Here is a 15,423-nt window from a genome sequence, read left to right as displayed (position 1 = left end):
GACTATATGCTTGTCCACAACGAATATTCCTACTAGGAGCTTGGACTAATAAATTTTTTAGCAAAAAAAAAGAAGTGTGAAACACACTTCAGTAAACATTATTTTTTAGATGGTAAATTTTTAATTGTTAATGTGTACATAGCAACTGTTAATATTATAAAAATTAACGTTTGGAATGAAATATTTACTTTCAATAATCCTAGCAATAAATAGAGAACAGTAGGTAGTGTTAAACTATACGAAACCATTGCAAAGCGTTGTCTAAAAGGCAAGTGCTTAGTCGACTTAAATAAAGATGCCAAAAACGCTAATAATGTAGCAATTATAAATATGGAGATACTATAACCTAAATAAAATAAGAAAAATAACGCGATTAAGACTACTGGAAGTGCTTCTTTTATATTTTCAATAAATTTTGAAACGTCCGCTTTATTTATTACTCTTGATTTTAATGAAGGGTAAGGGAAATCTTGTTCGCCTTTATCATTTTTCATTATTATTCTATTTTTTAATACAACAAATGCATACTGTTCATTTTTTAATTTTGTAGGTATAACTGTTTCCTTTGGATAAAAAGCATATTTATACTCGCCGATATTTCGTTCGAATGGTGTATTGTCGTTTATTGTTATAGATCCTTTGGTTAAAGTAATTGATTGAATATTATCTTTAAGCAGATCAGAAACATTATTGACCTGAAGCTTCACATCTTTTACTAATGAAAAGAATCCAGGAAGAGTATATAAAATTGCTAGTAGGAAAAGAAAAAAGATTGTTTTACCGATTTTTTGGAGTCTATATCTTGATATTGTTTTTGGAGAGTATAAACTAAACCAAAATTGTTTAAATATATTCATAAACTCATCCTTTCTTATTTAATGTTATTTCACTTCCCGAAATTTATTATGTAACTTTCGGGCTATTTTGTATATTATAATCTTTTTTTGGTAATTGAATATTAAACTTTAATTAAAATGATAAGAGCATATAAGAAGAGAAATACAATGGTTTTAGGATTGTATTTAAGTTTGGCTTTAAATCTCGATAAAACAATTTATTTTCACTAAAAAATAGTTAATATAAATTAATAATCAAAAAAAAAAATAAAAAGTGTTGACGTCTAGTTCGAAACATGATAAATTAAATATTGTCTTAAGGACAACAGGAATTATTCCGCAGTAGCTCAGTGGTAGAGCACTCGGCTGTTAACCGAGTGGTCGTAGGTTCGAATCCTACCTGCGGAGCCATTTATAGTTTGGCGGTGTAGCTCAGCTGGCTAGAGCGTACGGTTCATACCCGTGAGGTCGTGGGTTCGACTCCCTCCGCCGCTACCAATCTTTTATTATGGAGTAATACCCAAGTCCGGCTGAAGGGATCGGTCTTGAAAACCGACAGGGGTGTAACAGCCCGCGGGGGTTCGAATCCCTCTTACTCCTTAATTAGTGAAAAAGTCTTCAACTATCATGTTGAAGACTTTTTTCGTTTTTGGTTTATAAATTAATCTAAGAAGATTTTATATCTTTTCTGATCCACATCGCTTAAATAATTTTCTTCCAAAAATAAATCTTTTTTACTTTCTTTCCCTTTTCTCAAGCATTACTATTGAAATCTTTCAGTATATTTGATAACTTTAAATTGAAATTCACTATTATCTTTGGGAGGAAATAAAAAATGTCAAAATTTGAATTACCACAATTACCTTATGCTTATGATGCATTAGAGCCACACTTTGATAAAGAAACAATGAATATTCACCACACTCGTCACCACAATACATATGTAACAAACTTAAACGCTGCTTTAGAAGGTAAAGAAGTAGCTGCTTCTTCAATTGAAGAATTAATTTCAAACTTAGATGCACTTCCAGAAGGTATCCGTACAGCTGTACGTAACAATGGTGGTGGTCATGCTAACCATAGCTTATTCTGGACTTTATTAACTCCAGAAGGCACTGGCACTCCAGTTGGTGAAGTTGCTGAAGCAATTAACGCTAAATTCGGTAGCTTAGATGAGCTTAAAGCTGCTTTCACTCAAGCTGCATTAACTCGTTTTGGTTCTGGTTGGGCTTGGTTAGTAGTAAACAATGGTGAATTAGAAGTGACTAGCACAGCTAACCAAGATTCACCTTTAATGGAAGGCAAAACGCCTATCTTAGGTTTAGATGTATGGGAGCATGCTTACTACTTAAATTACCAAAACAAACGCCCTGACTACGTTGGTGCATTCTGGAATGTAGTAAACTGGGAAAAAGTAGAAGAATTATACCAAGCTGCTAAATAATTTATAAAAAATGAACACTACTTAATTTATTTAAGTAGTGTTTTTTTTTATGTTTAAAAAAGGATAAATTTTCATTTACTCGGAAAACTAGTTCATGAGACAAAGGAGAGTTTATGATGAGTAAGTGGAAATTTTTATTAGGTGACGTAGATTTGAATAAAGATTTAATTCTTTTACTAAGTGTCGGTGGATTGTTTACTCTAGCGACAGCTTTATCTAGCACATTTGTAAATGTTTATTTGTGGAAGCAATCAAATAATTATTTACCAATTGCTTCGTACCAATTTTCGATCGCATTTTTTCAAGCTCTTACATTCGTAATAGCAGGTAGATTAGCTAAAACCATTGATCGAGTTGTCATTTTAAGAGCGGGTATTTCGTTTTTGGCAATATTCTACATAGTCGTTTTACTATTTGAAACGAAGACATTATTAGCAACAATATTAATTGGAGCGATTTTAGGAATAGGAAATGGCTGTTACTACTTAGCGTTTAACTTATTAACGTTTGAAGTTACAGAACCTGAAACTAGACAATTTTTTAATGGTTTTTTAGGGCTAATTAATTCGTTCACGGGAATGCTTGGCCCATTTATAGCTGGAGCGATTATTTCTTCAATGATTGGAAATAAAGGTTATCATTTTGTGTTTCTTGCTGCAGTTATTTTATTTATATGTGCAGTGGTCTTAAGTTGCTTCTTAGTTAGACGGGAACTTGATAGTGAGTTCAATATTAAGCGCGTCATTCAAGAAAGAAAATTAAATGATAATTGGCGGAGAGTAACATATGCTAATTTCTTTCAGGGGATTCGTGAAGGGATTTTTATGTTTGTTATTTCAATTTATATTTTCTTATCGACAGGAAGTGAATTTGCATTAGGGAAATACGGATTAATTACATCGTTAATTAGCTTTATTACCTATTATATTGTTACAAGAATTATTAAAGAAAATTTTAGAATGAAAGCTATATTTATTGGTGGTTTTTTACTATTTTGCGCTGTTTTTGTAATCGCTTTTAAAGTTTCATTTCCTTTATTAATCATTTACGGTGCAATAATTTCTTTGGCATATCCAATCATTTTAGTACCTTACTTATCTTTAACATATGATATAATAGGAAAATCGTATAAGGCCAGGGAATATAGAGTGGAATATATCGTTATACGTGAAGTGTATTTAAATAGCGGTAGAATGTTTTCTATTGCCGTTTTCATTGTATGTACATCACTATTCCAACCAGAACAATTTATTCCATTATTAATGTGTTTATTTGGTGCAGGACACTTTTTGGTCTATTTCGTAATGAGGAAATTAGAATATAAGCATGCTTAAGTATTGTCACTAAATTGTCAAAAACTTAGCAGTGATTCTTTTTCCGAATCATTAAAATATTAATATGTAGAATTAGTAATTGTAGAAAAAAGAGGAGAAAAAATGAATAAGCCTAAGAAATATAAAATCACACTACCAACACGACTGAATACACTATTTTTTCTTGTGTTTGTCTTATTTTCTTTTTTAATTCTAAGACTAGGTGTCGTACAAATTGTTAAAGGTGAAGACTATAAATTAGAATTAGAGCGTACAGAAAATATGACCGTCGACCAAGCTGTACCAAGGGGAAAAATTTTAGATCGTAACGGAAAGGTTGTCGTAGATAATACGCCTTTGCGTACAATTACGTATACAAGAAAAAAAGGGACAACTTCAGGCGAGTTATTAACAATGGCTACAAAATTAAAAAGTTATCTAAAGATGCCAACTAATAAAATAACTGAACGAGATAAAAAAGATTATTGGTTATTAACAAATCCTGAAGATGCAAAAAAATTAGTATCAAAAGAAGAGGATAAAACACTAAAAGCTCAAAATAAAGATGATGACGCTGCTTACAATAAAGCTTACTATAATTTACAGATTGATAAAATTACAGCAGATAATATTAATTCACTTAGTGCAAATGACTTACAGATACTTGCAATTTACAAACAAATGAGTGCTGGTTATGCACTAACTCCACAAACAATTAAAAGTGAGGGAGTTACTGAAAAAGAATATGCAACAGTTAGTGAACATTTAGATCAGCTTCCAGGTGTAGATGTAACAACAAATTGGGAAAGAAAATATGTTTATGGTGATACGTTCCGAACAATTTTAGGTAATATTACTTCTGAAAAAGAAGGATTACCTGCTCAAAATGTCGATTATTATTTAGCACGTGGTTATGACCGTAATGATCGTGTCGGAAAAAGTTATATTGAAAAGCAATATGAAGATGTTTTACGTGGTACAAAAGGTAAGGCACAAAATGTTATTGATTCAAATGGAAATGTTGTTGATACGAAGGTGATTACAGAAGGGGAACCTGGAAGTGATTTAGTACTATCAATTGATATTGAACTTCAAGGTAAGGTAGATAAAATAATTAAAGATAGGCTTGTACAAGCAAAAGCAACGTCAAATGGTCGATATTTGGACCGTGCATTTGTTACAATGATTAACCCGAAAACGGGTGAAGTATTAGCAATGTCAGGAAAGCAAATTGTTAAAGACAAAAAGACAGGAAAAAATAAAGTTGTAGATTACGCAACTGGAAATGTTACTTCATCTTATGAGATGGGTTCAACAGTAAAAGGTGCAACTCTTTTAACTGGTTATCAAACTGGGGCAATTACTCCAGGACAAAGGCAATTCGATACTCCCATTAAAATTGCAGGAACACCTGTAAAAGCGTCATATAAAAACTTCGGATGGATTAATGATTTAGATGCCTTAAAATATTCTTCAAACGTTTATATGTTCCGCACGGCTATGGCGATTGGACATGCACATTACGTTGAGAATAGGCCTTTAGATATCGATGTAAAAGCGTTTGATACATTCCGAAATAGTTTCAGCCAATTCGGTCTAGGTGTTAAAACTGGAATTGATTTACCAAATGAAGCAATTGGATTTAAAGGTGTAGACAAAAGCCCAGGTTTCCTACTAGATATGGCGATTGGACAGTATGATACTTATACACCACTACAATTAGCTCAATATGTATCTACAATCGCAAATGGAGGTTACAGAATTCAACCACATGTTGCGAAAGAATTAAGACAACCTTCAATCGGCGAAGATAGTGGAGTCATTAGACAAGAAATTAAACCTAAAGTATTAAACCGTATTGATATGAAACAATCATACATCGATCATGTTAAACAAGGTTTAATCAAAGTCTATAATGAAACTGGTGGTACTGCTCACAAATACTTCACAGGCGTAGATTATAAAATAGCCGGTAAAACAGGTACAGCCCAATCTGTATACGACGGTCCAGATCGTAAAAAATACAATGGGCCACAAAAAACTTATAATGAAACATTGATGGGTTATGCACCGTATGACGATCCCGAAATTGCCTTTGTCGTAGTAGTTCCATGGTTACAAACTGACCAAGCGCCAGTAAATAAATACATTGGCCGAGATATTATGGATGAATACTTTAAATTGAAAAAAGAAAGACAATCAATCTATAATGACGAACCAAAAGATAATTTAGATATGCAAGACAATCAAGATAATCAAGATACTCAAAATAATAATCAATAAGAAGAGAAGGGGTTAAACCCTTCTCTTTTTTATTTGGAAAACTCCTTTTCTACACCCATCCTTCACCTTTTTTAACTTATTTACATAATCTTTACATTCGGTTAAAACAGGTTTAATAGTTTGAGAATATGATTATTCATGTAAGTACTAATGAATTTTAACGATTATAAAGTTTATCTATTGTTTAGTTAATATTTTATAGATCAAAAATAGAATGCTTCCTTTAGGATGAGAGGGGATCGAAAGTTATGACAATGACATTAAATAGAGAGAATATTACTAAAAATGATGATATTGAAGAGACAAATACAAACATGAAAAAATCAATTGTATATGATACTCAAGATTTAAATTTGTGGTATGGACAAGATAAAGCATTAAAAAATATAAATTTAAGCATTTATGAGAATGAGGTTACTGCGATTATTGGACCTAGTGGTTGTGGTAAATCGACCTATTTAAAAACGTTAAATCGTATGGTTGAGTTAGTTCCTTCAGTTCGAACAGAAGGGAAAATTCTTTACCGCGAACAAGATATTTTCGATAAAAACTATCCTGTTGAAGAATTAAGAACACACGTAGGAATGGTATTCCAAAAGCCAAATGTATTCCCTAAATCAATTTGGGAAAACGTTGCGTATGGACCAAAAATACATGGAATTAAAGATAAAGCTACATTAAATCAGATTGTTGAAAAAAGTTTAAAAGGTGCAGCAATTTGGGATGAGGTTAAAGATCGTTTGCATGAGAATGCTTTTGGTCTTTCAGGAGGGCAACAACAACGTTTATGTATCGCGCGCTGTTTAGCAATCGAGCCTGATGTTATTTTAATGGATGAGCCAACGTCAGCGCTAGATCCTATTTCAACTTTAAAAGTTGAAGAGTTAATTCACGATTTAAAGAAAGATTTCAGTATTATTATTGTTACGCATAATATGCAACAAGCAGCTCGTGTTTCTGATAAAACTGCTTTCTTTTTAAGCGGTGAAGTAGTTGAGTTCTCAGATACAAATAAACTGTTCTCAACACCTAAAGATAAACGTACTGAAGACTACATTACTGGACGATTCGGATAATAGAAGGGAACAGGTGAAAAGAGATGAGAAATCAATTTGAAGCAGACTTAAAAACATTACAAGAAATGATCATCGAATTGGCTGAGAAAACAAAAAAAGCAGTCATTAAAAGTATGGCGGCATTTCGTACAGAAAATATTGAACTAGCTTTAGAAGTAATTGACGAAGATGAGCGCATTAATAAATTAGAAAAAGAAGTGAATGAATTAATTTTAGTGATTATTACAAGACAACAACCAGTTGCTGTAGACTTAAGAAGAAATTTAACTGCTATTAAAATTGCTCATGATCTTGAACGAGTTGCGGATTATGCAGTAAATATCGCAAAATCGACAATTCGTATTCGTAGTCGTCAAGAAAACTTACCATTAGAGAATATAGAAAAGATGCATGAACTTGGCTTAGATATGTTAACAAAAGCTTCAGAAGCATACCGAACAGAAGATTTACAAGCTGCCAAAGAGATTGGTGAAATTGACGATATTGTTGATGAACTATATGGAACTACTGTTAGAACTTTAATGACAAGTATTGCAAATTCACCTGAGCATGTATCTAATATCATGCAAATGGCATTTATTTGCAGATATCTTGAAAGAATTGCTGATTATGCAACAAATATTGCAGAGAATATTTATTATTTAGTTAAAGGGAAACATTATTTATTAAATCAATAAATATAAGACTATAGTTTATAACAGTTAAATAAATTAAAAGGGTGTTCAGACAAAATTTACCTGAATGCCCTTTTGTCATATTTATGTAATATTAAGCATACTTCTTTAACTAGTATAAGATATTGAGGTGGTAATAAATGAAGGTTGTTATTTTAGCTGGAGGATACGGTCAAAGGCTTTTACCAATTACTAACAACATTCCTAAGCCACTATTACCAATCGCAAATAGAGCGGCAATTGAGCATTTAATATTACATTTAACAAGACTTGGGTTTAATGAATTTATCATTCAACTTCATTATATGTCCCAAGCAATAATCGAGACAATTAATGCAATGAAATTAAAAAATGTTTCAATTGATTATATTATAGAAGAAAAAAGTTTAGGGTCTGCTGGATGTTTAAGACTTTCTAAGCATTTTCTTCATGAACCCTTTCTATTAGTGAATGGTGATATTTTATTTGACGGTGATATTCGAGAGGCATTAAAAACTCATTTTGAAAGTAAAAGTAAATTTTCTATGTTTGTAAAACAAGTTGATAAATGTGGATCATACGGAAATGTAAAAGTAAAAAATGGACAAATAATCGATTTTATTGAAAAGCCGAATGAAGGTAGTGAAATAAGTAAATTAGTTAATACTGGAATTTATATTATGAGTCCTGAATTATTATATCAAATTCCAGAAAATCGTTATTTTGATATTAGTAATGATCTGATACCTTTAATGTTAAAAAATAATATCGGTTTAAATGCTTTTCATTTAAAAGGTTATTGGATTGATTATGGGACACCTAGAAGGTTTGCAAAGCTAAACGTAGATTGGATTGAAGAGAAATTAAACTTACCTATTCCTGCCGTTCAAATATTACCGAGAATCTTTTTAGGTGAGCATGTAACGATAAATAATAATGTTAAGATTGTTTCTCCCGTTATTATTGGGAATGATGTTACGATTGAAGAGAACTGTGTAATCGGCCCATATGTGTCGATTAGTTCTAATATTCGCATCGATCAAGGCAGTGTATTACATCATCAAGCTGTCTTTCAAAAATATACTCTGAATTATGAGAATAAGTTTGTACATAATTCAATAAAAAAAATATCAAAAGAAATACATTGAATCAATAAAAACTATGGAAATTATCGCGAAAGAATGTTATTATATACAAGTCTGATTATGTCACTATGTCAGGAGGGAAAATAAAATGCGCGTAAATATTACTTTAGCATGTACAGAATGCGGAGATCGTAACTACATCACTACTAAAAATAAACGTAATAACCCAGACCGTCTTGAGCTTAAAAAATATTGCCCAAGACTTAAAAAAGTTACAGTTCATCGCGAAACAAAGTAAACAGTAGGAATTTTCCTACTGTTTTTTTTATATCTAAATACTTATAATTTTAATTAGAATACATATCAATAAAAACTTTTACTTTAGAAAACTCGATCCTGACCTATGGAGGCCATTATTATGGAAAAAAAAGAAATTAGAAATTCTATGATGAAAAACTTGAAAAATATTTCAGCATCGGAAAGAGACGAAAAGTCAAAACAAATTATAGAAAAATTATTAAATACAGAAGAAATGAAGAGTGGAGATATAATAGCAACAACAATGCCAATGGAGCATGAAATAAATACTAAGTATTTAATCACTGCTTGTTGGAAAATGAATAAATCAGTTGTTGTCCCTAAATGCAACCATGAGACTAGAAAAATGCATTTTTACAAAATCAATTCATTTGATGATTTAAAGAAAGGTTATTTTGGAATCCAAGAGCCGATAGAAGAAAAATGCGAGGAAATAAGTAAAGAACTTATTGATTTAATAATTGTGCCTGGAGTAGCATATACAAAAAATGGTGAACGACTAGGATATGGTGGTGGTTATTTTGATCGCTACTTAGAAGATTATAATAAACAACTCTTAGCCTTAGCTTATGACATTCAAATTATTGAAGAAATACCAACCGAAAAACATGACATTAAGATGCCTTTGATTTTAACAGAGTCAAGAATAATAGAAGCGATGTAATAAGTGCATAATGTGACGCGATTTGTTTGAAAATAGGTAAGACTGAATTAGAGTCTTATTGGACTAATATTGTAACAAATTTGTAAAAAGTTTCACAAACTTTGAGGGAAAATACATATATAATATAGAAGTCCCAATTACTTACACTTTAATAACACAAATGAGGTGGATATTATGTTACACAAAGAAATAAATCGTGTCGCACTTATCGGAACAGGCGCAGTTGGAGCTAGCTATGCTTTTGGTATGTTAAATAAAGGTGTTGCCGAAGAATTAGTTATGATTGATTTAAATAAAGATAAAGCGGAAGGGGACGCAATGGATTTAAGTCATTGTTTGCCTTTTGTAGATTCTAGAACAAAAATTTGGGCTGGGGATTACAGTGATTGTAAAGAAGCAAGTTTGGTCGTTATTACAGCTGGAGCAGCTCAAAAGCCTGGAGAAACTCGTTTAGATTTAGTTGCAAAAAATTGTGCTATTTTTAAAGGGATTGTTGGAGAAATTATGGCTTCAGGATTTGACGGTATCTTTTTAATTGCCACAAATCCGGTAGATATTTTAACTTATGCAACTTGGAAATTTTCAGGACTACCAAAAGAAAGAGTAATCGGATCTGGTACTAGTTTAGATACTGCACGTTTTAGATATATGCTTGGGGATTATTTTAATGTTGATGCAAGAAATATCCATGGATATATTATCGGTGAACATGGTGATAGTGAACTGCCAGTTTGGTCTAAAACAAATGTTGGTACCTCACCAGTACACCATGTATTAAAGAAAAATCCAAAATACAGCCAAAGAGAGCTTGATGAAATATTTTTAAATACACGTGATGCCGCATATCACATTATAAAGAAAAAAGGTGCAACATACTATGGAATTGGAATGGGCTTAGTTAGATTAACAAAAGCGATTCTAAAAAATGAAAATAGTATTATTACGGTTTCTGCATATTTAGATGGACAATATGGAGAACACGATATATATATTGGCGTTCCAGCAGTAATTAATCGTGGTGGAATTCGAGAAGTTGTTGAACTAGATTTAAATGAATTAGAACAACGTCAGTTTAAAAACTCCGTAGACACATTAAGAAAAACGATGGAACCTATTTTGGGTAAAGAAAATTAAGTGAATGATGATGATAAAATTTAACAAACACTAGTAATGTTTTTTCAGAAGTTAAAAATATTATTAGTTAATAAGACCTCTTTCTATTTGAAAGAGGTCTTATTGTATAGAATATTTGAAAAATATGCCAACTTTTTATATTGTAAAAGTAACAAAAAGAATTAAGGAGGTAATTTTGAAAAAAATAAATAGTAAGTACTCATGGGTATTAATAGTAATATTCATTATTGGACTAGCTCTATTTTTTGGAAACCAAAGTTTTTTTAATAATCATCTAAAAAAGACTAATGAGACTTCATTGAAATTTCCTAATTACGATGATACAGCGATCGAAGCTGAGAATGGATTATTAGCTGTAACGAACCCTACATCTAATTTAGTATTAGTTAATAAAGAAAGAAAGCTACCAGATGGGTATGAACCACCAGATCTAGTTTATCCGGTTGTTCCTTTACATGGAGTAAATAAAGATAAGACATTAATGAGGAAAGAGGCAGCTCATGCTTTAGAAAAATTATTTGAAAGAGCAGAAGCAGATGGCATAAAGCTGACTCCAGTTTCCGCATATCGCTCTTTTGATCGCCAAAAAAGCTTGTATAATTATTATGTACAAATTCATGGTGAAGATTGGACTCAATCTTTTAGTGCTGTTCCTGGTACAAGCGAACATCAAACAGGTTTATCAATAGATGTATCATCTCCAAACTTCGGTAACAAGCTTGAACAAGGATTTGGAGAAACGAAAGAAGGAACTTGGCTTGCAGACCATGCACATGATTTTGGATTTATCATTCGTTATCCAGAGGACAAAGTCGATATTACTGAATACAATTATGAACCATGGCATATAAGATATCTCGGGATAAAATACGCTACATATTTATATAAAAATGATTTAGCTTTAGAAGAAGTAATGAAGCCTAAAAAATAATTAAAAATGCCTACAAAATAAATGGTTTGTTTGGTATTTCACATTGACGAGTAATCGTTTCCAACTTATACTTATTACATGTTTAGAAAGATAAAATAATAGGAGTTAAGTATGAAATCCGTATATGATATTCAACAATTTCTAAAGAACTATGGGACCATTATTTATACAGGTGATCGATTAGCAGACTTGATGTTAATGCAAGATGAGCTAAAAGAATTATTTTTAGCGAATATACTTGAAAGTAAAGATTTACAAATTGCGACCATGATATTAAAAAAAGAGATGGATGAAATAAAAAATAAAACGGTTTGAATAAATCGTTTTTTTTAGAATCTATTGCAAACGATTTCACTGCGAAGGGAGAAGACATTATGGCTAAAATGATTGTAGGTGTCGATTTAGGTGGTACAAGCATTAAATTGGCATTATTAACAAATAACGGGGAATTCATCGATAAATGGGAAGTACCAACAGATAAATCTGATAGTGGTAAGCATATTCCTAAAACAATTACAATTGCAATTGAAGAAAAGCTTAAACAGATGGATAAAACAAAGGAAGAAATCGCTGGAATCGGTATTGGAGCTCCAGGTTCGGTTCGATTAGAAGATGGACTTATATTTGCAGCAGTAAATTTAGGGTGGGTTAATTTTCCTTTAAAGGAAATTCTAGAAAAGGAATCAGGAATTCCTGTAATCGTTGATAATGATGCAAATATAGCAGCTGTTGGCGAAATGTGGAAAGGTGCTGGAAATGGAGCAAAAGATGTAGTAATGGTTACGCTTGGAACAGGAGTGGGCGGAGGCGTAATTGTAAATGGGGACGTTGCACATGGAATTAGTGGATCTGCTGGTGAAATTGGCCATATCACAGTACAACTTGAAAATGGAGTATTATGTAACTGTGGTAAAAGAGGATGCTTAGAAACTATCTCTTCAGCTACAGGAATTGCAAGAATAGCAAATGAGAAATTACAAAATACGACAAAAGAGACAGTTTTAAAAGAAATGTCGAATGGTTCACCAGTTACTACAAAGGATGTTTTTGAAGCTTATTCCAATGGTGATGAAGTTGCAGAAGAAATCGTTAATCATGTAATGAGATATCTAGCTTTAGTTTTAGCCGGAGTTGGAAATACTTTAAATCCTGAAAATATCATTATTGGTGGCGGAGTATCAAATGCAGGTGAACTGTTATTAAAACCTCTAAAGAAATATTTTGACGAATTTGCTTTTACAACAGTGCGAGATTCGACAAGACTTTCAATTGCAAAATTAGGGAACGATGCAGGAGCAATTGGAGCAGCTTATTTAGTAAAAAAATTTATTACTAATGAAATTTAACTTGAATTTAAGGTACTTCTAATTGAAGTACCTTATTATGTTTATTGTATTGAATTGAAAAAAAAATTAGTTATTTGACGACAGAACTAGTTTATGATAAATTGAATGACGTTAGAAAAAAACTAAAGTAACGTCAAATAAATTATTTAGATTCATTCATCTAGTAGCTAATAATTGTATGAATCATTTTAAAAATTCTTGGTATTTAAATGCCAATAAAATAGATATGTGAAATGCCAAACATTGTATTATTATAGATAAAATAGATTAATAGTCTAAACAAGAGGAGGAACAGAATATGTGGAAAAAGTTTATTAAAAACTTTGGATTCCCGTTACTTGCTGTATTCCTTTTATGGATTAAAGCAACGATTCTAAGCCAATTTTATTTTGATTTAGAAATTGAAAATTCAATGCAAGAATTTATTTTAATAATTGCTCCTATATCTTCATTATTAATATTTATAGGTATAGCTCTTTTTGCAAAAGGACCAAAACGAAATAGAGCAGTTATATGGATTACTGTAATCATGTCCTTTATTTTAGTAGCTGATACGGCTTATTATTCATTCTTTGACGATTTCGTAACGATTCCAGTGTTATTTATGACTCGAAACTTTGGGGATTTAGGTTCAAGTGTTAAAGCAATGATTAGCTATAAAACAATCTTAGCTTTTTCTGATATTTTTATCTTAATTGCTGTTAATTATTTCTGGGGTAAAAAATTCTTTACTACTGGTAACATTAAAGGGAAAGCTAGAACAGCTTATTTCTTAGCAGCGGTTGCTATTTTCTTAGTTAACCTTGGATTAGCAGAAACTGAACGTCCACAATTATTAACACGTTCATTTGATAGAGAATACATTGTTAAATTCTTAGGATTATACAATTACCACTTATATGATATGGTTATTCAATCAAAAACATCTGCTCAAAAAGCGATGGCTGATGATAGTGAATTAGCAGGAATCGAAAACTTTATACGTGCTAACGATACAGGTGTGAATGCACAATTACATGGTAAATATAAAGGTAAAAACGTAGTAGTAGTTTCATTAGAATCATTACAAAATTTCGTAATTGGACGAAAAATTAATGGACAAGAAATTACTCCTTTCTTAAATAAATTTACGAAAGAAAGTTATTATTTTGATAATTTTTACCACCAAACTGGACAAGGTAAAACATCTGATGCTGAATTCTTAATTGATAATAGTTTATTCCCATTAGATCGTGGTGCTGTTTACTTTACAAACAGTGGTAATACGTTTACTGCAACACCAGCAATCCTTAAACAGGATCAAAATTATTACACTTCAGTAATGCATTCAAATAATAAATCGTTCTGGAACCGTGACATGATGTATCCAAGTCTAGGTTATGACCGTTATTATAATGAAGTTGACTTTAAAGTATCTGCAGCTACTTCAATTGGCTGGGGACTAAAAGATAAATACTTCGTTGAACAAGCAGTAGACAAAATGGTAGCAGAGCCTAAACCGTTCTATAACCGTATGATTACACTAACTAACCATTATCCATTCGAATTAAATGATGAAGATTTAATGATTCCACGTTTAAAAACTGGAGACCAAACTGTTGATAATTATGTAACAACAGTACGTTATTTAGATGAATCAATTAAACATTTCGTTGAAGAAATGAAAGCAAAAGGTTTATATAATAATACAATCATTGTTATGTATGGTGACCACTATGGTATTTCTGAAAACCATAACCGTGCAATGAGTGAAGTATTAGGACAAGACATTACACCTGCAGAACATGTTAAATTACAAAAAGTACCTTTCTTTATCCACTTACCTGGACAAACTAAGGGTGAAACAGTTCATAAAGTTGCAGGTCAAATTGATGTTAAACCGACAATTTTAAACTTATTAGGTGAAGATCCAAATAAAACATCTATCAACTTTGGTAATGATATTTTCTCTCCAAAACACAAAAACTTTGTAGTTTTCCGTGATGGAACAATTGTTACTGATAAATATATTTACACTGGTGAGAAGATGTATGATCCAAATACAGGTGAAGAATTAAAAGGACAAAAACCACCTAAAGAAGACTTAGCAAAAGCAAATAAATCACTTGAGTATTCAAACTCGATTATTTATAAAGATTTACTTCGTTTCTATGAAGTTAAATATAAAAAAGCTGATACGAAGTTTGAATAAATATGAAAAGCACTTCCTTAATGGGAGTGCTTTTTTAAGCTGTTGAAAAAAACTTGTAAATTACCAAATTTTCGTAAAAGGAGTAGAGTGTTGTTGATTTCCACTACAGGATGCTCGCTTTCCATGGGACGAGATTCTTTCGCCTCCTC

14 protein-coding genes and 3 tRNA genes are annotated in these 15,423 nt (G+C 31.5%); 16 read left to right on the top strand and 1 reads right to left on the bottom strand.

The window, feature by feature from the left end:
* Window positions 1-98: 98 nt before the first annotated feature.
* Window positions 99-857, bottom strand: a complete 759-nt coding sequence (locus COJ46_RS18420; protein WP_098566178.1) for a DUF1189 domain-containing protein — start codon at window positions 855-857, stop codon at window positions 99-101.
* A 315-nt stretch (window positions 858-1,172) separates the two neighbouring features.
* On the opposite strand from COJ46_RS18420, the gene COJ46_RS18415 reads away from it, so the two are divergent.
* From COJ46_RS18415 to COJ46_RS18340, 16 genes are all read left to right on the top strand, one after another.
* Window positions 1,173-1,247 (top strand) — tRNA-Asn (locus COJ46_RS18415).
* Window positions 1,248-1,257: 10 nt separating this feature from the next.
* Window positions 1,258-1,334, top strand: a tRNA-Met gene (locus tag COJ46_RS18410).
* Window positions 1,335-1,346: 12 nt separating this feature from the next.
* Window positions 1,347-1,436 (top strand) — tRNA-Ser (locus COJ46_RS18405).
* 235 nt (window positions 1,437-1,671) lie between these two features.
* Window positions 1,672-2,280 carry a superoxide dismutase gene (locus tag COJ46_RS18400; RefSeq protein ID WP_088010981.1) on the top strand — a complete coding sequence of 203 codons (609 nt, stop codon included), beginning with the start codon at window positions 1,672-1,674 and terminating at the stop codon, window positions 2,278-2,280.
* Window positions 2,281-2,396: 116 nt separating this feature from the next.
* Window positions 2,397-3,614 carry an MFS transporter gene (locus tag COJ46_RS18395; RefSeq protein WP_098566177.1) on the top strand — a complete coding sequence of 406 codons (1,218 nt, stop codon included), beginning with the start codon at window positions 2,397-2,399 and terminating at the stop codon, window positions 3,612-3,614.
* A gap of 102 nt (window positions 3,615-3,716) precedes the next feature.
* Window positions 3,717-5,876, top strand: coding sequence for a peptidoglycan D,D-transpeptidase FtsI family protein (locus COJ46_RS18390; protein WP_098566176.1), 2,160 nt, complete (start codon window positions 3,717-3,719; stop codon window positions 5,874-5,876).
* 314 nt (window positions 5,877-6,190) lie between these two features.
* A complete protein-coding gene (gene pstB, locus COJ46_RS18385) occupies window positions 6,191-6,952 on the top strand; it encodes a phosphate ABC transporter ATP-binding protein PstB (RefSeq protein ID WP_235832755.1) in 762 nt (253 codons plus the stop codon).
* Window positions 6,953-6,975: 23 nt separating this feature from the next.
* Window positions 6,976-7,629, top strand: coding sequence for a phosphate signaling complex protein PhoU (gene phoU / locus COJ46_RS18380; RefSeq protein WP_097974302.1), 654 nt, complete (start codon window positions 6,976-6,978; stop codon window positions 7,627-7,629).
* A 137-nt stretch (window positions 7,630-7,766) separates the two neighbouring features.
* Window positions 7,767-8,753 carry a nucleotidyltransferase family protein gene (locus COJ46_RS18375; protein ID WP_098566175.1) on the top strand — a complete coding sequence of 329 codons (987 nt, stop codon included), beginning with the start codon at window positions 7,767-7,769 and terminating at the stop codon, window positions 8,751-8,753.
* Between the two features lie 85 nt (window positions 8,754-8,838).
* Entirely contained in the window at window positions 8,839-8,988 is a 150-nt protein-coding gene (rpmG, locus tag COJ46_RS18370; protein ID WP_056475024.1) for a 50S ribosomal protein L33, read from the top strand.
* Window positions 8,989-9,108: 120 nt separating this feature from the next.
* A complete protein-coding gene (locus COJ46_RS18365; protein WP_176522457.1) occupies window positions 9,109-9,672 on the top strand; it encodes a 5-formyltetrahydrofolate cyclo-ligase in 564 nt (187 codons plus the stop codon).
* Between the two features lie 174 nt (window positions 9,673-9,846).
* Window positions 9,847-10,806, top strand: coding sequence for an L-lactate dehydrogenase (locus COJ46_RS18360; protein ID WP_097974308.1), 960 nt, complete (start codon window positions 9,847-9,849; stop codon window positions 10,804-10,806).
* A 175-nt stretch (window positions 10,807-10,981) separates the two neighbouring features.
* Complete coding sequence (locus COJ46_RS18355; RefSeq protein WP_286145522.1) at window positions 10,982-11,737, top strand: M15 family metallopeptidase; 756 nt, start codon at window positions 10,982-10,984, stop codon at window positions 11,735-11,737.
* A 111-nt stretch (window positions 11,738-11,848) separates the two neighbouring features.
* Complete coding sequence (locus tag COJ46_RS18350) at window positions 11,849-12,052, top strand: YqgQ family protein (protein ID WP_097974311.1); 204 nt, start codon at window positions 11,849-11,851, stop codon at window positions 12,050-12,052.
* Window positions 12,053-12,108: 56 nt separating this feature from the next.
* Window positions 12,109-13,083 (top strand): ROK family glucokinase, encoded by a 975-nt coding sequence (locus COJ46_RS18345; protein ID WP_097974323.1) that lies wholly within the window; start codon window positions 12,109-12,111, stop codon window positions 13,081-13,083.
* A 298-nt stretch (window positions 13,084-13,381) separates the two neighbouring features.
* The gene (locus tag COJ46_RS18340) at window positions 13,382-15,274 is read left to right on the top strand and encodes an LTA synthase family protein (RefSeq protein ID WP_097974313.1); all 1,893 of its coding nucleotides are present in this window, start codon (window positions 13,382-13,384) and stop codon (window positions 15,272-15,274) included.
* Window positions 15,275-15,423: the final 149 nt, after the last annotated feature.

It is taken from the genome of Bacillus sp. AFS077874 (assembly GCF_002566505.1).
Classification (GTDB): Bacteria; Bacillota; Bacilli; order Bacillales; family Bacillaceae_G; genus Gottfriedia.
This window is presented reverse-complemented; position numbering and strand designations above follow the sequence as displayed.

Bases quoted from the DNA above. Each gene is read 5' to 3' on its own strand.
- COJ46_RS18420 (WP_098566178.1), bottom strand. From the start codon at position 857: ATGAATATATTTAAACAATTTTGGTTTAGTTTATACTCTCCAAAAACA.
- COJ46_RS18400 (WP_088010981.1), top strand. From the start codon at position 1,672: ATGTCAAAATTTGAATTACCACAATTACCTTATGCTTATGATGCATTA.
- COJ46_RS18395 (WP_098566177.1), top strand. From the start codon at position 2,397: ATGAGTAAGTGGAAATTTTTATTAGGTGACGTAGATTTGAATAAAGAT.
- COJ46_RS18390 (WP_098566176.1), top strand. From the start codon at position 3,717: ATGAATAAGCCTAAGAAATATAAAATCACACTACCAACACGACTGAAT.
- pstB (WP_235832755.1), top strand. From the start codon at position 6,191: ATGAAAAAATCAATTGTATATGATACTCAAGATTTAAATTTGTGGTAT.
- phoU (WP_097974302.1), top strand. From the start codon at position 6,976: ATGAGAAATCAATTTGAAGCAGACTTAAAAACATTACAAGAAATGATC.
- COJ46_RS18375 (WP_098566175.1), top strand. From the start codon at position 7,767: ATGAAGGTTGTTATTTTAGCTGGAGGATACGGTCAAAGGCTTTTACCA.
- rpmG (WP_056475024.1), top strand. From the start codon at position 8,839: ATGCGCGTAAATATTACTTTAGCATGTACAGAATGCGGAGATCGTAAC.
- COJ46_RS18365 (WP_176522457.1), top strand. From the start codon at position 9,109: ATGGAAAAAAAAGAAATTAGAAATTCTATGATGAAAAACTTGAAAAAT.
- COJ46_RS18360 (WP_097974308.1), top strand. From the start codon at position 9,847: ATGTTACACAAAGAAATAAATCGTGTCGCACTTATCGGAACAGGCGCA.
- COJ46_RS18350 (WP_097974311.1), top strand. From the start codon at position 11,849: ATGAAATCCGTATATGATATTCAACAATTTCTAAAGAACTATGGGACC.
- COJ46_RS18340 (WP_097974313.1), top strand. From the start codon at position 13,382: ATGTGGAAAAAGTTTATTAAAAACTTTGGATTCCCGTTACTTGCTGTA.